Below are 20549 nucleotides of genomic sequence, written 5' to 3'. Positions count from 1 at the left end.
TCGTGATTCAGGCCAGACCGTCGGCGGAAAGCCATGTGCGGGCAACGGCTTCCGGGTCGGCGCCCTTGGCGACCTGTGCGTCGAGTTCGCCGAGGACGGTCGTGGTCAGCTTGGCCGAAACTGCGTTGCAGGCATCGGCCATGGGCTGAGTCAGGACGTCCCGCTTGAAGAGGGGCACGATGTCGCCAGATACGTGAGGACGGCGCCCGGTGTACTCGGGCACCGCTCCGATGGAGCCCTGCCTGAGGGCGCTCATGTAGGCGGCGCGCTCGCCGAGTTGGTGTGGATCTGGACGACGACGCCACGGGCACTCTTCGCGCCGGCGTAGAGATGGGCCAGCAGCTCCGACTCGGGAAAGTCGGCCGACCCCCCATGGTGACCCTCCCCGGGGAGGCCGGGAGGGGAGCCGCCGGCTCGGCGTCGGCGCCGGCTCCGGTGGCCTGGTGCGGGACGGTGGTCCGGGAGGAGCCGGGGGCTTCGCGTGAGGTGGCGCTGCGCGAGCGGGAGGAAGACGTCGGCCGCGATGGCGAGCACGGCGACGGTGATGCCGGCGGCGAGCATCGCGGGGTAGCCGTGGCGGGGGTCGGCGAGGTCCTGCCGGCCGTCGACGATCAGCCGTCCCAGTGCGCCCACGAGCGGCGCGTAGGCGGCGACGGTCAGCGTGGCGATGACCTGAACAGTGGCGCTGCGGATGCCGGAGATGATCAGCGGTGCCGCGATGGGCAGTTCGACCTTGAGGGTGATCTGGAGCGGGGTCATGCCACACCCTCGGGCCGCGTCACGGACGGCGGGATCGAGGGCCTGGACGCCGGCGTAGGTGCTGGTCAGGATCTGCGGTACGGCGATCAGCCCGATGTGCTGGCCGCCCAACGGCGCGAGCGCGCCCGCATCCGTAAAGAGAAGATCTGCAGCCGATCTTCTGGGCTACTTGACCAGCCGGAAGGCGGGGTGGCCGACCCAGGCCCGCAGGAACTCCGCCGTTCCCAGCACCATCCAGTCGTCGTCCGCGATCCCCAACACCCCCGGAAGGCCGGCGACGACCGACACCTGTCCGTCCAGCAGTTCGGCTTTGGCCACGCCCCCGATGACGTCCATGACAGCGGCCGTCAGCAGGGCCGTGGCCACGTGGTCGATCTCGCCATTGCAGCCGGCGCTGACATTGACGGCATGGGTCGGCCTGAAGCCGAGGACGGCCTCCACCTCGGGCTCGTCCGCGTGCTCAGCCTCGAAGATGCTCTCGTCGCCCACACCCGGCCCCATCAAGTAGACCAGGAAGGGCCGACGCCAGTCCTCGCGCTGCGGATTGAATCCCACCAGGGCCGTGAGCTCCTCGTCCGCGGAGGTGCTGCCGAGGAGTGGAAGCGGGAACGGCTTTCGCCAGTCCTCCTCCCGCCTGTCCTCGACGCCCAGTCGCTCTGCGGGCACGTTGACGTCGAAGAACCCGGGCCGCTTCTCGTCGAAGTGGGAGGAGAGCCCCACCATCAACGCGCGGAACTCCCGCAGCGCAGCCGGGGAGAGCGGCTCCGCCAACTCGATCACCAACGTCGGACCAGACATGCTGGGAGCCTAGTTCGATCGGCTCCGCCACCGCTCGAATCGTTCCCACACCGACGCCGCCGACCCGGCGAACGTATGCCCTCGGAGCCCTAGCCGACGGCGTGGCAGCGGATGCGGTCGATCATCGCGTTCAGAACGGCTTCGAGGGCGAGCGTGTCGCGCCGCATCTGCGTCATGAGCAGACCACCTTGCAGCGCGGTCAGCAGGGCGAGGGAGAGGTCACCGGCATCGGCTTCCTCATCCAGTTCGCCTCGCTCCTGCATGGACGCCAGCCCGTCGCGGATGGCGCCCTCCCATTGTGCGTAGCCCTCCGCGAGCTTTGTGCGGGCCTGCGGATCCGCATCCGACAGTTCGGAGGCCAAGGATCCGATGGGGCAGCCACCCCGGCAGCCGCGCGCATGCTGTGCCTGGACGACGGCATCGCGCCACGCCTCCAGTGCCTCGAAACTGTCCAGGCGGCGCAGTAGGGGCCGCTGGAATCCGAGAACACGCTCGGTCTGGTACTCGATCACGGCTTGGACCAGAGACTTCTTGTCGCCGAAGTAGTGGTACAGCTGCGAGGGACTGGATACCTGGGCGGCCGTGAGGACGTCCTCCGTGCTGGTGCCCGCCACGCCCTGGTCGTACATGACAGCCGCGGCTGCGGCCACGATGCGGTCGCGCGTGGCACGCCCCTTCGCGGTCAGGCGCCGCGTCTCCGTACTGCTGTTCACCCGGCCAGGTTAACAGGTCGGCCCGCCATTTTTAGAGTTGACATTCCAATTTGTGCGACCCAGGATTAGAGCTGTCGATCTAAAATCTGTCCCAGGCTCCCCACCCCTTCCCCTCGTAGCAAGGACGGACATGACCAGTCCCATAGCCGACCAGGTAGCTGCCCTCACCGAGACCATGGCCACTCAGGTGCCGGCCGACGCGCTGGAGGCTTTTCACGCCGAGGAACTGAAGCTGGATGCCGCCGGAGTGCCGGCCGGCGTCACGGAGGCGGGCACGGCCATGCCGGAGGCCCAACTGCTGGACGCCCACGGAAACCCCACCACCCTGCGGCAGACGCGCGCAGGCCAGCCCGCCGTCATCGTGTTCTACCGTGGCGCGTGGTGCCCGTACTGCAATGTGGCTCTGCGCACCTATCAACGCGAGCTGGCCCCAGAGCTGGAAGAGCGGGGCGTCGCCCTGATCGCTGTCAGCCCGCAGAGGCCGGACGGTTCGCTGACCATGGCCGAGACCAACGAGTTGTCCTACGCCGTCCTGTCCGACCCCGGCAACGTACTCGGCCACGCCCTGGGCATCGTCACCCGGCCCAACGACCGAACCCTGCAGGCACAGGCATCCCTCGGTCTGGACCTCGCCGAGATGAACGCGGACGGTACCCCTGACATCGTCATGCCGACTGTGGTCGTCGTCGATGCCGAGGGCGTAGTGCGCTGGATCGACGTCCACCCCAACTACACCACTCGCACTGAGCCCATCCAGATCCTCAAGGCCGTCGCGCAGACGGTCGGCTGACCCGCCCCGCACATCGGGCATGCCGACGCCCGGCACCCTCCCCATCCGAACGGAGCAGTAGGTGTCCCTGTATGGCAAGGTCGCCCTGGTCACGGGGGCGGGCCGAGGAATCGGACGCGCCCTCGCCACGGGCCTCGCCGAGTCCGGCGTGCGGGTGGGGTGCGTCGCACGCAGCCAGGACGAGCTCTCCCGCACCGTCCAGCTCGTTGCATCCCGCGGTGGCAGCGCCCTCGCCGTCAACGCAGACCTGGGCGATCCCCGCACGGTGCCGGACATCGTGCACCGGGTGACCGCGGAGCTTGGCAGCCCCGACATCCTCATCAACAACGCGGCCACCGTCGAACCCCTCGGCCACAGCACCGACATGACGCCCGACACCTGGAACGCAGCGTTCCGCCTCAATGTGATCACCCCTGCCGCGCTGTCCGCGGCACTGCTGCCCCGGATGACCGCAGCAGGATGGGGCCGCATCGTCAACGTCTCGAGCGGCATCGTCGCCCGCCCCGAGACAATGATCGGCGGCAACGCCTACGCGGCCACCAAGGCCGCTCTGGAAGCCCACACGCTCAACCTCGCCACCGAACTGACGGGTACAGGCGTGACCGTCAATGTCTACAGGCCCGGATCCGTGGACACCGCCATGCAGGCCCTGATCCGCCGTACCGGAGGAGGACGCCTCGATGCGGCTACCTACACGCGCTTCGTACGCAGCCACGAGGAGGGCAAGCTGATCAGCGCCGAAGACTCCGCGCTCTCTCTCATAGCCCGGCTCACCGACGACGCCACCGGCCAGGTCTGGGACGTCCACGACTCCCGCTGACGGCAACACAGCCCTGACCCCGTCGTCGCGCGACCGATGCACACCCGCCCCGCCCCTACATGGAACGGATTGCCTGCTGTGACCCGAGTACTGGCTTTCGACGTCAACGAGACGCTGCTGGATCTGACCGCACTGGACCCGGCGTTCGAAGCGCTCTTCGGCAACGCCGCCTTCAGGGCGCAATGGTTCACCCAGATGCTGCAACTGTCCTTCACTGGCGGCATCACCGGCTCCTACGTCGATTTCACCACGGCCCAGCGAGCAGCCCTCCACATGATCGCCCAGCGTGCGGGCTCATCGCTGAACGACGAGCAGGTCGACGCCACTGTGGCTCTGATGAGTTCACTGCCGCCCCATCCCGAGGTGCCCGCGGCCCTCGGACGACTGGCAGCCACCCCCCTGCACCTGGTGGCCCTGACGAACTCCGTCCAGGACGTGGCGGAACAGCAACTGCGCAACGCCGGAATCCGGGACCTCTTCGACCGTGTGATGTCGGCCGACACCGTCCGCCGGCTCAAGCCCGCGCCCGAACCGTACCTCTCGGTCGCCACCGCATTCGACGTCCACCCCGCCGACGTACGCCTGATCGCCGCCCACTCCTGGGACGTGACAGGCGCCCTGCACGCCGGCTGCAAGGCGGCATTCCTGCAACGCTCCGGCGCCGTGCTCAGCCCCATCGGCCCGCAGCCTGACATCGTCGCCGGCAACCTCGAAGAGCTGGCTGACCTCATCATCGAACGCGACTGCCGCTGAACGGCAACTCCGGCCACCGGTGGCCTCCTGCAGCCAACCGTGCCGCATCGGACGGCACCCGTGCTCCTGCGCGGTCGAACGACCCCGTCAGGCGGCCAGCAGCACAACCCTTACCCCCACAGACAGGCGTACAGCAACCGCGCCCGTCGCCCCGCGCACGAGGGCTGTCCGGCGTTCCTGAGAACCGCCTACCTCGGCGCTCCCGGAGTGTGCAGGGAGGTGAAGGCGCGACCAGCCCTGGTCCACGACGCCGACATGGTCCATCCGGCTGCACTGGCGTGTCGCTCCAGGGCGTCCCGGCCGAGGACGGCCCATGGGAAGTGCGGGCCGTGGGCTCGGGAGCCGTCGTGGAGGCGGACGAGCAGGCGTTCGTCGCGGTCCGGCGGCCCGGCCGTGGTCTCGACGATGAGCATGCCGCCGGGACGCAGCAGGTGCCGCAGCCGCGTCAGCAGCGCGCCGGGGTCGCCGCCGATGCCAATGTTGCCGTCCATCAGCAGGGCGGTACGCCAGTGTCCTTCCCGGGGTACCCGGTCGAAGACCGACCGGACAAGGGCAGACCCGCCATCGGCGTGCGTGCGCCGGACGGCGTCGGCGTTGACGTCGATGCCCAGCACGGTCCGGCCTCGGGTGGCCAGTGCCGTGACCATCCGGCCCGGTCCGCATCCGACGTCCAGCACGTGACTGCCGCAGGCGGCCAGCACAGTGCGGTCGGCCGGGTCCGGCGGAGCGCACCACCGCTCGACGTCCAGCGGCAGCAGGCGCCCGTCAGGACAGCACAGGTACAGGGGACCGCGTCCTGTCCGCAGCGCCTCGGCGTACGGGTCTGCGGTGGACCACGCCGGTGCCGCGGACAGGTGCATGGGGAGGGTCACCGCACACCCGCCGTTTCCTCGGCGATCACCATGAGCGTCGTCATCGGGCACCTGTCCGGCTCTGGTCCGCCTGTGCCGGTGCGGAAAGGACAGCGGGCATGTCATGGACGGCGTGCCAGGTATCGGTGACCTCGGACCTGCCAGTGCGCGGGCGGTAGCGCATGCCCCTCTCGACGATGCGCCGGCCCGCGTCGGCGGCCGAGACCACGGTCTCCAGCGGGCAGCCGCTGCGCCGGCCCTCGACATTCCGGCCGAGCAGCGTGCGGCGACGAGCGGCTCGCATCGCGCCGAGGCCGCGCAGGTACAGGCCAGTACGCCGGCGCGGCATGCGAGCCAGGGCGGCATTGCCGGCGCGGGCGTGCGGCGGGAACGCGCCGCGAGCGGCCGGTCGGCGGCGGCCGAGCACGAGATCGGTGTCAACGGCCGCGATCCGGTCGGCAAAGCCGACCAGCAGCGGAGGATCAAGGGAGACGTAGCAGTCGCAGACGCAGACGAACTCGGCCTCGGCGGGGAGGAGTCCGGCGTGACGAGCGGCCCCGAAGCCTCGACGCAGGTCGCGCCCCGCGGTTGCCCCCCGGTTGGCGGCGGTCCACGCGGAACCGGCGCTGGATCTGTGGTCCGCGACGATGGCCCGCCACCCGGGCGGGATCCGTTCCAGCGCCCAGGGCAGCGCCCTGGCCTCCTCGAGGCAGGGCAGGACAACATCAGCGGTGGGTGTCATGGGGTACCTCCTGGTCGGGCATGGCGGTGTGACGTTTCGCGAGCTGGACAGCGTGTGGTGCCAAGAGCCGCAGGGGCAGAGGGATGCGCGTCCTCAGGTGGTGGGTTTCGAATCATCCCGATCACGCCACAGGCGAAAGGCCAGGTGGAGGCCCGAGAGGCCGAACAGCACCCCGGTGACAGCCAGCCACCGCGACCGGAAGACACCCGGGTCGAGCAGCGTCGCGGTCCGGAACTGCGCGCTGCTGTCCATGGAGATGAGCGGCCAGTAGACGAGGAGCAGGATGAGCGAGACGAACGCCGGGATGCGGATGTGGTTCACGACGGCGATGCGGCGTGGCGAACGTGGCCGGCCTGCGCGCACCGCCCGGTGCAGGAGCCAGTCCGCGCTGCCGTACAGCGGGACGGCCACGAGGTCGTGGATGACGGCGGCGCCGACCGCCCACTGGACCACGCCCCACCAGTCGCCGGCGAGCAGTTGGGCCAGGGCGTAGCCGCACAGGGCGAACGAGGCGAGCAGGGCAACGAGATGCCACCAGGGTTCGCCGTACAGGACGTGGAAGAGCCGCTTCATGCCCGCCCCGGGAAGTCGGTGGCGCCGAAGGTGAGACGGCCGACCCACTTGGTGTTCATCACGCCTGGCGCGGCAGGCACGATGACGCGAGCCGGGTAGCCATGGTCGGGCGTCAGCGGCGCGTCGTTGACCCGCAAGGCCAGCAGCGAACGGCCGTCCCGCACCTGGCCCGCGCTGAGCGCCACCGCGCGGAAGGAGCCGGCCAGTTGAACCGACTCGACGAACACCCCCGGCGGATCCTCCGTATGGCCGACCAGCGCGGCGAGGTCCCGCAGCCGCACGCCCTCCCAGTGCTGGTCGTTGGTGGACCAGCCTTCGACGCACGCGATGGGCAGAGCCGAGCGGCGCTGGGCCATCCGTTGCAGGTCGACGAGGCTCAACCGGACGCTGCCGCCCACGCCGCTGACCGTCAACCGCCAGTCCGGACCGACGTCTTGGGGCCGGATGTGGGCGGCAGCCGCGGGCTTGTTCACGGGGAAGCCCCCGGGGCCGGTGCCTGGGGAGCGGCCGTGCGGCGCGAGCAGGGCGGTGCGGCGCAGCGGCCCGCCGATGCTCTGCCCGGCCGTCACCACCAGGAGCGCGATCGAGCCGAGCCCGACCATCCCGAGCGCACCACGCCGGGAGATGGTGGGAGCCGCGGGGTCCGGCGGGACCAGCCCGGTCGCGTCGAAGGGCTCCGGCCGGGTCCGGGAGGTCGGGGTTCGCAGTTCGGCTCGCAGGTCGCGACTGCGCAACGCCTTTACCGCGGCGGGTAGTTTGAGCGCCACATGGGCGAGCACGGCGCCGAAGAATACCCAGGCGCCGTAGAAGTGAAGAGGGTAGAACGAGCCGGGGAAGATGTAGTCGAGCTGCACGTTGAGGATGCCGGTGGCGAACTCGAACAGCCCGCCGCCGACGAGGAGCAGCAGCGACAGCCGCTCCAGGGCGTGGCCGGCCGAGCGCACGGGCGGCAGGGTGAACAGTTTCGGGACCACCGACCAGAGCTTGGCCAGCAGCACGGGCACCAGCACGATCCCAAGGGTGACGTGCACGCCCTGGTTCACCCGATAGAGCCAGTACGGGTGCGTGGGCCAGGAGAAGAGGTAGAAGCCGAGCAGGCCCTTGCCCGGGGTTTTGTCGTTCACGTGCGACAGGTCCGGGTTGTATGCGGCGTACGACAGCAGGCCGGTGAGGAACAGCACCGGGATGCCGACGAGCAGCACGGCGCCGAACACCGATGTGAGCCATGGGCCGCGCAGCGGGCTGCGCCAGGGACCTGGCCGGCGGGCAGGGGAGGCTTTCATGTGGGCTGACCCTAGGTGCACGAACTTCGCAGGTGACCGGATCGGCTCGTGACGAAAGTCTGACGTCGTCCAGGACCGCATTCGGTCCTTGCGGAAGTCTGACGTCCTGCTGAGCCGCCGTGACCGGGGGAGTGCTGCGTGCCTAGGGTGCGGCGGGTGAACTCCTTCTTCGCGAGTCCGCAGACCCCCGTAGGCGCCGTTTCGGCACCCGGTCCCGCGGAGGCGTCCCGGGACGGACACGACCAGCCCCTGTCGGACAGCACGCCCCGCCGGCGGGACCAGGCACGCCCCTCACGGCGGCGGTCGCCATCCCCGTCGTCGGGTACGGTCCGGCCCTCGCCGCACGGCAGCCCTGGAGCGCGCTGCCGTGGGTGGCGTGGGCCGTGGCGATGGCGTGGATCTGGTCGCCGGCCCTGGTGGACGGCTGGCGGCGCGGCATCGCACGGCGCGGCTGATGGAGACCGGCGAGTACCTGACGCAGCTCCACCGGTTCGAAGACTTCGGGCCGGCGCTGCGCACCCGCACCGACCACATTCTGATCGACTCCCCGACCGCAGCACCGGACCACGCACATCGCGGACCACCCGGCCGGCGCGGTTGCTGACCTTCGTGGGCCTGGACCGAATCGGGCTCGGGCGGCGGTCAGCCGGCTTCGTCTTCGTGGAAGGTCGCAAAGGAAACGACGGGTTCGCGCGGGGTGCGCAGCCGGTTCAGGCGGTGCGCGGGGTCGGCGTACCCGAGGGCGACTCCACAGACGATCAGCTGGTCGTCGGGGATCGGCAGGTGCCGGCGCAGCACGGGAGAGAAGTCGATGACGGACGCCTGGGGGCAGGTGTCCAGGCCGTCGCCGCGCGCGGCGAGCATCAGGGCCTGCAGGAACAGGCCCGCATCGACGAGGGCGCTCTGCAGCGGGTGGCGGCTGGTGGTGAGGACGATGCCGACGGGCGCGCCGAAGAAGTCGTAGTTGCGCCGGTGATGGTCGAGCCGTGCGTCGGTGTCGTCGGCCCGGATCCCGAGCGTGTCGCGGTACAGGCTCTCACCGAACCGGCGGCGTCGTGACCGGAACGGCTCGTGCCAGCCGTCCCGCTCCGGCTGGTAGGCGTAGTCCCGTCCCCGCCCCGCGTCGTCGCCGGCGTGGGACCGCAGAAGGGCCGCGGTGAGTGAGCGTTTCGCCGCCCCGCTCACGACGTGGACCTGCCAGGGCTGGCAGTTGGAGTTGCTGGCGGACCGGGCCGCCAGTGCCAGGAGCCGTTCGACCGTGGACCGGGGGACGGGTGTCGGCAGGAACGCTCGCACGCTGCGCCGGCTGCGGAGGGCGTCCTCCACCGTGACCGGGGTGGCGGCCGGGGCGGGGGTCGGCGCCGTGGCGGGAGTGCGGTTCATGATCGTTTCCATGCACGGGCCGTGGACGGGAGGGTGCCGGAGGCGTCGTCTCCGGCGGGTGGGGGAGACGGTGTGCTCGTCGTGGCGCCCCTGAGAGCCGGCCGGCCCGTCGCGGCCGGCTCTCTCGTCGTCCTTGTCTCCGGGCGCCCGGTGGCCGGGCGGTCTCCGGGCGGCGGTGCGGTCCGGCTCGTACCGCGCCGGGGCCATGGTCTCGTCCGAGCCCGGACGTTCCGGCTCCCGGTGGCATCGGCCGCCGGAACGCCGTGGTCGATCGGCAGCTGCGCGGTCGCCATCGTGGGGTCCTCGCCTTCGGTCACGTCACCACCTCCGTGGTCGGCGTCACGCTAAGGACGACTTCAGTTACAGTCAAGGGTTGTAAAGAAAATCGCCTGAGGAGCCGATGGAGGCGCTACGGGCGGCGGGCCGGAGTTCGCGTAGTGTGCTGGTGCGGCGGGGGAGCCGAGGGCAGACCCCGCTCCGTCTGGCTGGTGCGTCGGAAGGGATGAGATGGCGAAGGCGAAGGCGACGCGTTCCGGTGAGCGGGCCGGTGCGCGCGAGGGGCGCGCGGAGGCGCAGCCGGCCGCGCCTGCCGGCGGACGGCCCCGGGATCCGGCGATCGAGGAGGCGATCATCCAGGCCACGCGCAAGCGGCTGGCCACCGACGGCTACTCCTCCATGACGATCGGGGACGTCGTCGCGGACGCCGGCGTCACCCGGCCGACCCTGTACCGGCGGTGGGCGAACAAGTACGACCTCGTCATCGACGCCCTGCAGTACGGGCTGCGCAAGCAGCGAGAGGCCTACCCGCCGCTGGACATGGAGCAGTTGGCTCCGCGCGAGGCGCTCGTCGAAGCGGTACGGCGTCTTGACCCCCGCTACCACAACGAGCGGGCCATGGCCCTGCACGGCAACTTCATGGCGGAGGTGGAGCGCGCGCCCGGCCTGCTCGAGCAGTTGCGGGAGCACGGTGTGCGGCCCCGCTGCGAGGAACTCCTGATGACGCTGGTCTCGCTGCAGCGCCGTGGCGCCGTACGCGAGGACGTGGACCTGGACATGATCGTCACCCTGTGTTTCGGCAGCTACTTCGCCGACTACCTGCGGACCGGCAACGCGGTCGCGGACGACTTCGCGGAGCGGGTCGTCGGCGCGGTCTGGCCGGCGCTCGCCGTGGACGGCGGGAACCGCCCCGTCTGACGAGGCCTTCGGGGCGGTGCCGAGCGGGCGCGGCCCCGGACCGCGTCCGGCGCCGCTTCGTCCGGCTTCGGCGGACACGGACGCGAGCCTTTCGTTACAGTCATTGACTGTAACGAATTGCTCAGGCATCGTTCTTGTGTCAGACCCCCTGGCGACATGAGAGGACTCCGCGCATGAGCGAGGACAGCCGCAAGGCACTGATCGAGCGCAGCATCCCGTTCCTGGCCGAGGTCAGGAACCGTACGGCCGGCAACGACCTGGAGAGCTGGCTGAACACCACCTACGGCCCCGACAGCGAGCTCTATCAGGACCTCGCGCGCCTGATCAGGATCGGTGTCGTGGAGGAGGGCTGGGCGGCGAACATCGAGGTGGACGGACCCCGCTACCGCCGCAGCGTCATCGCCGAACCCACGGCGGAGACCCACTACTTCAGCATCACCGCCGTCTACATGAACAGCATCGAGCGCTACCGGGGCCAGTACCACGCGCACCCGTACGGCGAACTGAACCTCGTCGTCCCCGTCGACCCCGGCGCCCAACTGGTGGGGCCGAACGGCTGGCAGGGACCGGGCTGGACCGCGCCCGCCCCGGGCAGCCACCACTACCCCGAGGTACGGGGAGGCGCGCTGATCGCCCTGTTCTACCTGCCCGCCGGACGCATCTCCTACGACATCCGTCCCTCCCGGTCCACCGGTGCGGCCGCATAGGGCGGCGCCACAGCGGGCCACGGACGGCGTCCGGGGCGGGGAAGGAGCGGTTCGGGCACGGCGTCGTCACCCGGACAGGGCCGTGCGGGTGTGCTCCACCCCGGGCGGCGTCGCGAAGTAGAAGTAGGTACCCGCCGGCGCCCGCCACCGGCGGAAGCCGACGAAGGCCGGGAACCTCACGGTGTAGTGCTCGACGCTCTCCCGGCGCACGACCAGCCGGCGGCGCCGCGGATGCTCCACGACGCGGTGCCGTTCGACGCTGTGCTGTGGCAGCCGCCGTCTCGAGGAACACGGGGGAGGGCTCGGGCGACCGCCTGCTCGAACGCCTCCTTGCTGCCAGGCCGGACGTCTTCGGCCTCGACGCGGGCGGTGACCCCCGTCGCCACGATGGTCCGGGTCGCGTCCACCGAGGCAGACGTCCAAGGATCAGCGTCGTCACGTGTCGTTGCAGACGGACATGTTGAGCGCGCGAGCCAGGCCGTGGATGCTCTCGTCCACCCGTCGCAGGTGCCGTAGCACCCGCCGCGTCGCGTACGCGTCCTCGGCACGCGCCCCGTCGGCACCCACCGAGAGGTGGGCGGGAATCCCGGATCCGCGCTCGAGCGGGGTGCCGTCCCCGCCTTGGCCGGCCACCTGGCCGATCAGAACCGCGAGGTTGCGGTCGATCCGGCCGGCCTCGTCCACGAGGTACGGATCGGTGCCGATGCGGATGCCGGCCGGCATCAGTTCGGCGGTGCCGGCCAGGCTGCGGGTGTGCAGGGCCGCCGTCTCGAGCAGCCCCAGCACGGCGAGCGCGGTGCGCCGCCGGGACCGCAACGGGCTGATCGGAGTGATCAGCGGCTGCACTGCCAGGCGCAGGCTGTCCAGGGCCGAATCCAGCGCGCGGGCCGGACCGAGCAGATCCGCGACGGGTTCGCCGCCCATCCGTGCCAGCGACTGGGAGAGCACCGCGCGCAGCCGCTCCAACACCTCGTGCAGCAACCGGTCGGTGCGTTCCCGGGTCCGCGCCGGCAGTACGAGCAGTGCCGAGGCCAGCCCGCACGCGATCCCCAGCGCGGTCTCCTCGATCCGCACGGCCAGCACGCCGGGGGTGAGGGCGTGGAGCAGGGTGTACAGCATGCCGATCATCGTGGTGACGAAGAAGGACATCAACGTGTAGGACACCGCGGTCGTGTAGTACATCCCGAACACGCTGAGCATCGCCAAGGCGAAGGCCGCCCAGGTGTGTCCGCCGATGAGGGCTGAGAGGGCGAGCCCGGTGACGACACCAGCCACCGTGCCGACCAGCCGGCGGTACCCCCTGACGAGGATCTCCCCGGTGGAGGTGGTGCTGATGAACACCACCCAGCACGTGAACACGGCCCAGTACCAGCGCTGCGGCGACAGCAGTTCACCGCCGCCGATGGCCAGCGCCGATCCTGTGGCGACCTGGAGCGCGGTCCTGGTGGTGGGACGGATGCGGGTGCGCTCCGGCCACCTCGGCACGATGTCCTTCGCCGAAGCCGAACCCTCCGCCTCCGGCTCCTCGGTCCGCGCCGGCTCTTGGGAGTCCCGGGGCGCCGGCGTGTGTCCGTCGGCTGCCAGGCGCAGGCCGGACAGGGCGCGCGCCAACTCCCCGGCGGACCGGAAGACGTCCCGCATCGCCGGGGACACGTCGGACAGGTGCACCTCGTCCCGATCGCCGAGCCGGCGGTCGCCGACCTCGGCGCGCTCGGTCCACGCCGGCCGCGGCCGACCCGGACCGGCAGCGGCGCGCAGCACACGCAGTTGCTCGGTCAGCTCCGGCAGCCCCGCCGCGTCCTGGGCGCCGAGGCAGGGGCCGGCGCCGCCGATCTGCGTCAGGTGCCGGGTCAGGGTGTCGATGTCGGCACCGGGCCACAGGAGCCGCATCACGAGGATGGCCAGCCGTTCCACGGCCGTCTCCGCTTCTGCCACACGGCGCTGGATCGTGGCCGCGACGCCCCGGCCGGGGGCTCCGGCTCCCAGCCAGCTCTGGATCATCAGCGCGCACGTGTGCAGACGGGCCACTTGCCGGCGCAGGTCGTCGACCGCCCGCTCGGCCCGTGGCGCCTGCGGTCCGCCTTCGGCGACCTCGATCAGCGCGTCCAGCACCAAGCCCAGCCGCAGCCGGAAAGCCCGCTCCAGCCGCGCCAGCGTCCGCTCGGGCGGCGTGCGCAGGATGGCGAACCGGACCAGCGCCGAGCCGGCGAAGGCCACCAGCACGGCCAGGACCAGGTGCGGCAGCTGTGCCAGGCGCGTTCCGACGAACTGGGTCACGAAGTACAGCTGGAAGGCGAAGACGCCCAGCGTGGTCGCGCGCGGGCCCAGCCGCCGGATGTGGAGGGCGGCGAAGATCAGCAGCACGAACACCACGTCCGCCAGGACCCGGTACGGCGTCAGCGCGCTGCCGACCGCCATGACCGCCAGCGAGACGGGTACTCCGGCCGCCAGGGTCAGCGCCTGGTCGTGCGGCCGGCGCTCGGTGACCGCCACCGTGCCGACCATGGCGGTGAGGGCGCCCGCCACCAGGATCGGCACCGGCGCGTGCAGCGCCGCGAGGGCGCCGAGTGCCAGCAGCACCGCGCAGACCGTGCTGAGCGCGGACAGCAGCCGGAGCAGACCGGGATCGGATGCCACGAACCGATCCCGGACGTCAGCCGGCCTCACTCGTGCCCGCCGCATGCCCTCGTCATCTCTCTTCACCGGATGTCTTCACCGGACCGATGGCGACGTGTCACGCCGCCGGCTCGCCGAGCGAGGCCAGGAAGTCGTCGACGCCGGCCACGCGGTGGGAGACCATGGTCAGGCCGCGCATCATCGCCTGGTAGGTGACCAGGCCACCGGGAGCGGCGATGGCGTCGGTGAACGTCGTGACGTGGTAGCCGCACTCCATCGCGGTGCGGGCCGTCGACTCCACGGCCATGATTCCGGAGACCCCGGCGATGGCCAGGTATTCGACGTTGCGCTGCCGCAGCTGGAACTGCAGGTCGGTGTGGTGGAGCACGTCGAGGCTCTTGTGCGGCGCGAGGACCACGTCACCCGGCTGGGGAGCCAGGGCCTCGTGAAACTCGGTGTTCCAGGTGTCCGCCTCGAACAGCCGGTTGTCGAACATCTGCCGGTGGATCCCGGAGACGTGCTTCCACGACGAGTAGTCCTCATCGGTGAAGGCGGTCCTCGAGTAGAAGACGGGAACGTCCTTGTGCCGCCGCACCCCGGCGATGAGCCTCTTCAGGTTCTCGATCGTGCCCAGCCGTTCGTACTCCGGGGCGTAGACGGAGTACGCCTTGCCGTCCTCGGAGAAGTTCTCGTTGACCAGGTCGACGAGAAGCAGTCCCACCCGACCGCGTTCGTAGTCACTCGCCATGACTGTCCTCCGGCGTAGAAGTCGTCGTCGGCAGCCGGGCCGCCGGCCCGCGCCAACCGTTACAATCAATGACTGTAACGTAATGAGCGGCGGTGCGTCACGGGAGTGCCAGGTTGGCCAACCCTTGTTCGTCGATCGAACCGCTGGGGGAGCCGGGTGCCCGCCCGGTGGTGCAGCGCCGTCTCCGTCATCGGCGTCTCAGGAGGACCGGATGGACGTGTACGAGGCCCTGTACACCACGAGGATGATGCGGCGGATGCGTAAGGACCCTGTCCCGCTGGAGACGCAGTGCCGCATCCTCGACGCCGCCATACGGGCGCCGAACGGCGGCAACGCCCAGCGCTGGCACTTCGTGGCGGTCGACGACCCCGCACTCAAGAGCGAGCTCGCGGAGCTCTACCGGAAGTGCCGCCAACAGGAGTACGCCGACATCGCCGGAGGGGCGCTGGCCAAGACGATCCACGACCCCGAGGAACACGCCGCCACGCTGCGCAGGATCAAGGCCTCGGGCGACTACTTCAGCGAGCACTTCGCCGACATCCCCCTCCTGCTCTTCGTGTTCTCCATCGACGATCACGGTGGCGCGAACATCTACCCCGCCATCTGGAGCACCCTGCTCGCCGCGCGGGCGGAAGGGGTGGGCGGTGTGATCACGACCGTGCTGCGGTACGAGGAGGACACCGTGCACAAGCTCCTCGGTGTGCCCACCGGCGAGGGCTGGAGGATGAACGTCATGCTCGCCCTCGGTTACCCGCTCGGCCGCTGGGGCGTGGCCGCGAATCGGCGGCCGGTCCATGAGGTGGCCGGCCGGAACGCCTGGGGTGGTCACTTCGGGGCGACCGTCCCCGAGCCTTTGTGGGCCCCCGCAGCCGAGTGACCCCGCGGCGGACACGCACCGTGCCGCGGAGTCCGTCGCGTGCGGAGGCGGCGCGGGCTGCGCACCCGTCGGACAAGTTGCTCAACGCTCGTGATCGATACGGCCGGCGCGTGAGAACAAGAAGATGACCGTCGTCCGCGCCTGCGGCCAACTCGTCGAACACCTTGGGGGATTCCGTGGTTCCACGCAAGCCCTTCTGACGGGGCGTTACGGGATCGGCGGGAGCGGAGTCGGTCGTGGGCCCGGAATGCGAAAGGAGTTGTTCATTGTTCAATTAGTGCGCGGGGAGGTGGTCCTTCCCGGTGGAAGGAGGCGCGGCGATGACCGCGATCGGCACGAGGCCTTCCGGTGTACGGGTGCCCGGGGAGAGCGACCGCTCTCGGCAGGTGCGGCAGCGTGCGGTGCTGACGCTGCCGTCCCGGGCGGTGCTGGTGGCGTCGGTCCGCGTCTTCGCTGCCGGCGTGCTCCGCCGGTGGGGGGTCGGCACCGAGGAGCAGGACGCCGCCGTACTGATCGTGGACGAGCTGGCCGCGAACGCGGTCCTGCACGGCCGCGCGGACATGACCCTGGAGCTGGACCTCGACGGCGACACGCTCGGCATCGCCCTCACCGACTTCGGCGCGCGTGCTCACGTGGCGGACCCCGACGTCGCACCCGACGAGCACGGTCGGGGCATGGGGATCGTGGAACACCTGGCGGACCACGTCGAGATCCGGCCCGGCCGTGACGGCTGCCGCGTGCTCGCCCGGCTGCGCGTCAGGCAGTTCTCCGGCACCGCGGGGGAGACGAATCCGGCGGCGTAGGAACCTGGCGGGGGACCGCCGCTCCGCGGCGCGGGACAAGCACGAAGGCGCCGTCCCGAGGCCCGTCGTGTGCGGCGCGCCGGCTGCGGAACACGCGCGTGTTTCGTGCAGCCGGACGCGCGCAACGTGCAGGAAACCGCTTGGTCACGCTGCGCATACTCGGGGCTCAGACGACCGACGTACCCAGCTGACAAGCGGAGGCACAGCTCCATGCGGACGTTCGCCCACACATCCCCGCCCTCTCGGGTGGTCTTCGGCGCCGGCACGGTGGGCCGGCTGCGTCAGGAGGTCGAGCGGCTCGGCTGCTCCCGGATTCTGCTGCTGTCCAGCCCGCCCGTGGCGGAGGCCGCCGCTCGGGTGCGTGAGGCGCTCGGCGACGTGCTGGCGGCGGAGTTCGACGGCGCGGCGATGCACACCCCGGTGGAGGTGACGGAGCAGGCGCTCGAGGTGCTGACGGGAGCCGCGGCCGACGGCATCGTCGCCGTCGGGGGCGGCTCGACGACCGGCCTGTCGAAGGCGCTGGCCCTGCGCACGGACCTCCCCCAGGTGATCGTGCCGACCACATACGCCGGTTCCGAGGTGACCCCCGTGCTCGGCGAGACCCGGGCCGGGCGCAAGGTCACCCGGTCGTCTCCGGCGATCCTGCCCGAAACCGTCGTCTACGACGTCGACTTCACCCTCACCCTGCCGCTGCCCATGACGGTCACCAGCGGCGTCAACGCCCTCGCGCACGCCGTGGAGGCGCTGTACTCCGCCGACGCCGACCCGGTCACCGACCAGCAGGCCCTGGACGCGGTCTCCCGCATCGCGCGGGGGCTGCCCCGACTGGCCGCCGATCCCGCCGATCGGGAGGCGCGGGCCGATCTGCTGCACGCGGCCTGGCTCGCCGGGAACTGTCTCGCCACGGTCGGCATGGGCCTGCACCACAAGCTGTGCCACACCCTCGGCGGCAGCTTCGATCTGCCACACGCCCAGACGCACACCGTCGTGCTCCCGCACGCCATGGCCTACAACGCGCCCGCCGTGCCCGACGTGATGCGCCGCATCGCGGAGGCGCTGGGCGTGCCCGACGCCCCGAGCGGCGTGTACGACCTGGTCGTCTCCCTCGGCGGCCCCACCTCGCTGCGCGAACTGGGGATGCCGGAGTCCGGCCTGGCCCGCGCGGCGGAGCTGGCCACCTCGACGCCGTACCCGAATCCGCGCGAGCTGACCACCGAGGGCATCGCCCAACTGCTGGACGGCGCCTGGCAGGGACGCCGCCCCCAGGGCCCGCCCTCGGCGGAGTCGAAGCTGGCCCGGCTCACCGAGGAGGTGGTGGCCAGTTTCGCGCAGGCCCCGGACCCGCGCGTCCGCACCCTGCTGAGCGACCTCGTCCGGCACCTGCATGCCTTCGTCGCGGCCAACGACGTCACCGATGCCGAATGGCAGTACGCCATCGACTTCCTCACCCGCACCGGACAGATCTGCGGCCCGACCCGCCAGGAGTTCGTCCTGCTGTCGGACACCCTTGGCGTCTCCAGCGCGGTGGATCTGCTCACCAACTCCCGTACGCCCGAGACCACCCCGTCCGCGGTGCTCGGACCCTTCTATGTGGAGGGCCCTCCGGAGGCCGCGCCGGGCAGTGACATCTCCGGAGGGCTGCACGGCACCCCGCTGTGGGTGGACGTACGGGTCACGGACACCGACGGCCACCCCGTGAAGGACGCGGTCGTGGACGTGTGGCAGTCCGACGAGGACGGCTTCTACGACGTCCAGCTCCCCGAGCTGGACGGGCCGGTGCTGCGGGCCCGGCTGCGCAGCGACGCCGAGGGACGGATCACGTTCTGGTCCATCCTGCCCTCGCACTACCCGATCCCCGGGGACGGGCCGGTCGGGCAGATGCTCGACGCGGTCGGACGCCACCCCTACCGGGCGCCCCACCTGCACTTCATGTTCGACGCGCCCGGCCACCGCCGGCTCGTCACCCAGCTGTTCGTGGCCGGCGGGGCCTACCTGGACAGCGACACCGTCTTCGGCGTGAAGGACGAGCTCGTCGTCGACTTCGCGCCCCAGACCGGCCCCACACCCGACGGCCGACCGCTCGACGGCGAGTGGTGCCGTCTCGACTACACCTTCCGTCTCGCCCCCCTGGCCGGATGACCGAGGAGCGCCCACCCATGAAGACCACCGACCCGCACCACCCGTACGACACCGACGTGCTTGTCGTCGGCAGCGGCCCGGCCGGCGGCTCTACCGCGCTGCTGCTGGCCACCTACGGCATACGCACCCTGCTGGTGACGAAGTACGGCTGGCTGGCGAACACGCCCCGGGCCCACATCACCAACCAGCGCACCATGGAGGTTCTGCGCGACCTGGGTGTCGAGTCCGAGGCGATGACGTTCGGCAGTCCGTCCCGGCTGATGGGGGACACCGTGCTGTGCACGGCTCTCACCGGAGAGGAGATCGGACGCATCCGCAGCTGGGGCACCGGCCCGGCGACGGCCACCGAGTACGCGTCGAAGAGCCCGTGCGAGATGATCGACCTGCCGCAGACCTACCTGGAGCCGATCCTGGTGAGCAATGCGGCGGCCCGCGGTGCCAAGGTCCGCTTCGACACCGAGTTCCTCCGCTTCACCCAGGACGAGGACGGCGTCACCGCCGTGCTGCGCGACCGGGTCCGCGGCGACGAGTTCACCGTACGGGCCCGCTACCTGATCGGCGCGGACGGCGGACGCAGCGCGGTCGCCGAGCAGCTCGGCCTGCCCTTCGCCGGGCGCATGGCGAAGGCCGGCAGCATGAACATCGTCTTCAAGGCCGACCTCGGCCGGTACTGCGCCCACCGGCCGAGCGTCCTGTACTGGGTGCTGCGGCCGGGGGCGGAGACCGGTGGCATCGGCATGGGTCTGGTCCGCATGGTCCGCCCGTGGAACGAGTGGCTGCTGGTGTGGGGTTACGACATCGAGCAGCCGCCGCCTCAGGTCGACGAGGAGACCGCGCGGCAGATCGTGCGTGATCTCGTGGGCGATCCCGACCTGCCGGTGGAGATCACGTCGACCTCACTGTGGACCGTCAACCACGCCTACGCGACGCAGTACTCCTCCGGGAGGGTCTTCTGCGCCGGCGACGCCGTGCACCGCCACCCGCCGTCCAACGGGCTCGGCTCCAACACCTCCGTCCAGGACGCGTACAACCTCGCCTGGAAACTGGCGATGGTGATCCGCGGCGAGGCCGGACCGGCGCTGCTCGACAGCTACAGCGCCGAACGCGCCCCCGTGGGGCGGCAGATCGTCGAGCGGGCCAACCTCAGCCGGGACCAGTTCGGCCCGGTCTTCGAGGTGCTCGGCGTCGGCGGCGGCAGCGACGAGGAGGCCATCGCCGAAGGCCTCGCGGCGATACGGGAGCGGACGCCCGAGGGCGCCAAGAAGAGGCGGCTCCTGAGAGAGGCCATCCAGCTCAAGAACTACGAGTTCAACGCGCACGGCGTGGAGATGAACCAGCGTTACGTCTCCTCGGCGGTGATTCCCGACGACGACAGCGCCGAAGTCTGGGAGGAGGACCGGGAGCTGGTGCACCGGCCGACGACCCGGCCCGGCGCCAAACTCCCGCACGCCTGGCTCGTCGACGCGCGGGGAGAGCGTCTGTCCACGCTGGATCTCGTCGGTGACGGCGTCCTCACGGTGCTGACCGGTCTGTCGGGCGGTGTCTGGGACTCGGCCGCGAGCGCCTGCCGGGACACCCTCGGCGTGCCGCTGCGCCTGGTGCGCGTCGGCGCCGACAACTCCCGCGATCCGTACGGCGAATGGAGCCGGGTCAGTGAGATCGCCGAGGACGGCGTCCTGCTGGTGCGCCCGGACGGCCACGTGGCCTGGCGCCGGGCCACCGCCCCGGAAAGCGCACAGGTGGCGCATGACGAACTGCTCGGCGCGCTCCGGCACGTCCTGGCGCGATAGGGGATCGAGACGGACAAGCTCGTGGCCACGGCCGAGAAGGCCCTGGCGGACGTGGGCGGACGGACAGTCGTTCGCCGGCGGAGGCTCTCGACTCAGCGGTGTGCCGGAGGTCCACGTCGCCGCGGGCCCCGTCTCGTCGAAACCGCCCCTGGCGTCAGACCTGAACAGGCGGCTGCCCGAGCGCCGTCGGTCGTCCGGCGCCGCCCCGCC

The 20549-nt window shown here is 71.0% G+C and carries 22 protein-coding genes and 1 pseudogene; 11 read left to right on the top strand and 12 right to left on the bottom strand.

Translation table 11 applies throughout. The annotated features are described in order from the left end of the window. Positions 1-7: 7 nt before the first annotated feature. The 4 genes from IE318_RS39835 to IE318_RS39820 form a co-directional block, all read right to left on the bottom strand. Positions 8-223 (bottom strand): glycine betaine ABC transporter substrate-binding protein, encoded by a 216-nt coding sequence (locus tag IE318_RS39835; protein WP_189907764.1) that lies wholly within the window; start codon positions 221-223, stop codon positions 8-10. A gap of 29 nt (positions 224-252) precedes the next feature. Next, positions 253-870 carry an ABC transporter permease gene (locus tag IE318_RS45710; RefSeq protein WP_229904074.1) on the bottom strand — a complete coding sequence of 206 codons (618 nt, stop codon included), beginning with the start codon at positions 868-870 and terminating at the stop codon, positions 253-255. Positions 871-924: 54 nt separating this feature from the next. Then, positions 925-1557, bottom strand: a complete 633-nt coding sequence (locus IE318_RS39825) for a DUF6368 family protein (protein WP_189907763.1) — start codon at positions 1555-1557, stop codon at positions 925-927. An 89-nt stretch (positions 1558-1646) separates the two neighbouring features. After that, positions 1647-2270 (bottom strand): TetR/AcrR family transcriptional regulator, encoded by a 624-nt coding sequence (locus IE318_RS39820; protein WP_189907762.1) that lies wholly within the window; start codon positions 2268-2270, stop codon positions 1647-1649. A 130-nt stretch (positions 2271-2400) separates the two neighbouring features. Here IE318_RS39820 and IE318_RS39815 point away from each other — a divergent pair, with 130 nt between their 5' ends. The 3 genes from IE318_RS39815 (at position 2401) to IE318_RS39805 (ending at position 4633) form a co-directional block, all read left to right on the top strand. Beyond that, entirely contained in the window at positions 2401-3060 is a 660-nt protein-coding gene (locus IE318_RS39815; RefSeq protein WP_189907761.1) for a peroxiredoxin-like family protein, read from the top strand. Positions 3061-3121: 61 nt separating this feature from the next. Beyond that, a complete protein-coding gene (locus IE318_RS39810) occupies positions 3122-3880 on the top strand; it encodes an SDR family NAD(P)-dependent oxidoreductase (protein WP_189907760.1) in 759 nt (252 codons plus the stop codon). Between the two features lie 78 nt (positions 3881-3958). After that, entirely contained in the window at positions 3959-4633 is a 675-nt protein-coding gene (locus IE318_RS39805) for a haloacid dehalogenase type II (protein ID WP_189907759.1), read from the top strand. A 188-nt stretch (positions 4634-4821) separates the two neighbouring features. Here IE318_RS39805 and IE318_RS39800 read toward each other — a convergent pair whose 3' ends face one another. The 4 genes from IE318_RS39800 to IE318_RS39785 all read right to left on the bottom strand — a co-directional run bounded on the left by IE318_RS39800 (position 4822) and on the right by IE318_RS39785 (position 8082). Continuing rightward, the gene (locus tag IE318_RS39800) at positions 4822-5505 is read right to left on the bottom strand and encodes a class I SAM-dependent methyltransferase (RefSeq protein WP_229904073.1); all 684 of its coding nucleotides are present in this window, start codon (positions 5503-5505) and stop codon (positions 4822-4824) included. Positions 5506-5545: 40 nt separating this feature from the next. Further along, the gene (locus tag IE318_RS39795; protein ID WP_189907758.1) at positions 5546-6226 is read right to left on the bottom strand and encodes a glycosyltransferase family 2 protein; all 681 of its coding nucleotides are present in this window, start codon (positions 6224-6226) and stop codon (positions 5546-5548) included. Positions 6227-6319: 93 nt separating this feature from the next. Continuing rightward, complete coding sequence (locus IE318_RS39790; RefSeq protein WP_189907757.1) at positions 6320-6799, bottom strand: hypothetical protein; 480 nt, start codon at positions 6797-6799, stop codon at positions 6320-6322. Continuing rightward, positions 6796-8082, bottom strand: a complete 1287-nt coding sequence (locus IE318_RS39785) for a molybdopterin-dependent oxidoreductase (protein ID WP_189907756.1) — start codon at positions 8080-8082, stop codon at positions 6796-6798. Before IE318_RS39785 ends, IE318_RS39790 begins: the two co-directional genes overlap by 4 nt. 394 nt (positions 8083-8476) lie before the next feature. Here IE318_RS39785 and IE318_RS39780 point away from each other — a divergent pair, with 394 nt between their 5' ends. Then, positions 8477-8686 carry a hypothetical protein gene (locus IE318_RS39780; protein ID WP_189907755.1) on the top strand — a complete coding sequence of 70 codons (210 nt, stop codon included), beginning with the start codon at positions 8477-8479 and terminating at the stop codon, positions 8684-8686. A gap of 38 nt (positions 8687-8724) precedes the next feature. Here IE318_RS39780 and IE318_RS39775 read toward each other — a convergent pair whose 3' ends face one another. Next, a complete protein-coding gene (locus tag IE318_RS39775) occupies positions 8725-9465 on the bottom strand; it encodes a nitroreductase (protein ID WP_189907754.1) in 741 nt (246 codons plus the stop codon). Between the two features lie 507 nt (positions 9466-9972). Here IE318_RS39775 and IE318_RS46755 point away from each other — a divergent pair. The 3 genes and pseudogenes from IE318_RS46755 to IE318_RS39765 form a co-directional block, all read left to right on the top strand. After that, positions 9973-10215, top strand: a pseudogene (locus IE318_RS46755) (TetR/AcrR family transcriptional regulator); the annotation flags it as partial. Positions 10216-10281: 66 nt separating this feature from the next. After that, entirely contained in the window at positions 10282-10659 is a 378-nt protein-coding gene (locus IE318_RS46750; RefSeq protein WP_373311422.1) for a TetR-like C-terminal domain-containing protein, read from the top strand. Positions 10660-10832: 173 nt separating this feature from the next. Further along, positions 10833-11366, top strand: a complete 534-nt coding sequence (locus IE318_RS39765) for a DUF4863 family protein (protein WP_189907752.1) — start codon at positions 10833-10835, stop codon at positions 11364-11366. Positions 11367-11432: 66 nt separating this feature from the next. Here the strand turns inward: IE318_RS39765 and IE318_RS45705 are convergent, their stop codons facing one another. The 3 genes from IE318_RS45705 to IE318_RS39750 all read right to left on the bottom strand — a co-directional run bounded on the left by IE318_RS45705 (position 11433) and on the right by IE318_RS39750 (position 14730). Then, positions 11433-11606 carry a hypothetical protein gene (locus tag IE318_RS45705; protein WP_229904072.1) on the bottom strand — a complete coding sequence of 58 codons (174 nt, stop codon included), beginning with the start codon at positions 11604-11606 and terminating at the stop codon, positions 11433-11435. Between the two features lie 195 nt (positions 11607-11801). After that, positions 11802-14003 (bottom strand): FUSC family protein, encoded by a 2202-nt coding sequence (locus tag IE318_RS39755; protein WP_308438626.1) that lies wholly within the window; start codon positions 14001-14003, stop codon positions 11802-11804. 97 nt (positions 14004-14100) lie between these two features. Then, positions 14101-14730: a cysteine hydrolase family protein gene (locus tag IE318_RS39750; RefSeq protein ID WP_189907751.1), complete on the bottom strand. Its 630-nt coding sequence runs from the start codon at positions 14728-14730 to the stop codon at positions 14101-14103. 211 nt (positions 14731-14941) lie between these two features. On the opposite strand from IE318_RS39750, the gene IE318_RS39745 reads away from it, so the two are divergent. The 4 genes from IE318_RS39745 to IE318_RS39730 all read left to right on the top strand — a co-directional run bounded on the left by IE318_RS39745 (position 14942) and on the right by IE318_RS39730 (position 20339). Next, the gene (locus tag IE318_RS39745) at positions 14942-15607 is read left to right on the top strand and encodes a nitroreductase family protein (protein WP_189907750.1); all 666 of its coding nucleotides are present in this window, start codon (positions 14942-14944) and stop codon (positions 15605-15607) included. Positions 15608-15927: 320 nt separating this feature from the next. Next, a complete protein-coding gene (locus IE318_RS39740) occupies positions 15928-16410 on the top strand; it encodes an ATP-binding protein (protein WP_189907749.1) in 483 nt (160 codons plus the stop codon). 210 nt (positions 16411-16620) lie between these two features. Next, positions 16621-18549, top strand: a complete 1929-nt coding sequence (locus IE318_RS39735; protein ID WP_189907748.1) for a maleylacetate reductase and hydroxyquinol 1,2-dioxygenase domain-containing protein — start codon at positions 16621-16623, stop codon at positions 18547-18549. A 17-nt stretch (positions 18550-18566) separates the two neighbouring features. After that, entirely contained in the window at positions 18567-20339 is a 1773-nt protein-coding gene (locus tag IE318_RS39730; RefSeq protein WP_189907747.1) for an FAD-dependent oxidoreductase, read from the top strand. The last annotated feature ends 210 nt before the right edge of the window (positions 20340-20549 follow it).

Source organism: Streptomyces spiralis (genome assembly GCF_014654675.1).
Classification (GTDB): Bacteria; Actinomycetota; Actinomycetes; order Streptomycetales; family Streptomycetaceae; genus Streptomyces; species Streptomyces spiralis.
Note: the sequence above shows the minus strand (reverse complement) of the source record. Positions and strands in the feature narration are given on the sequence as shown.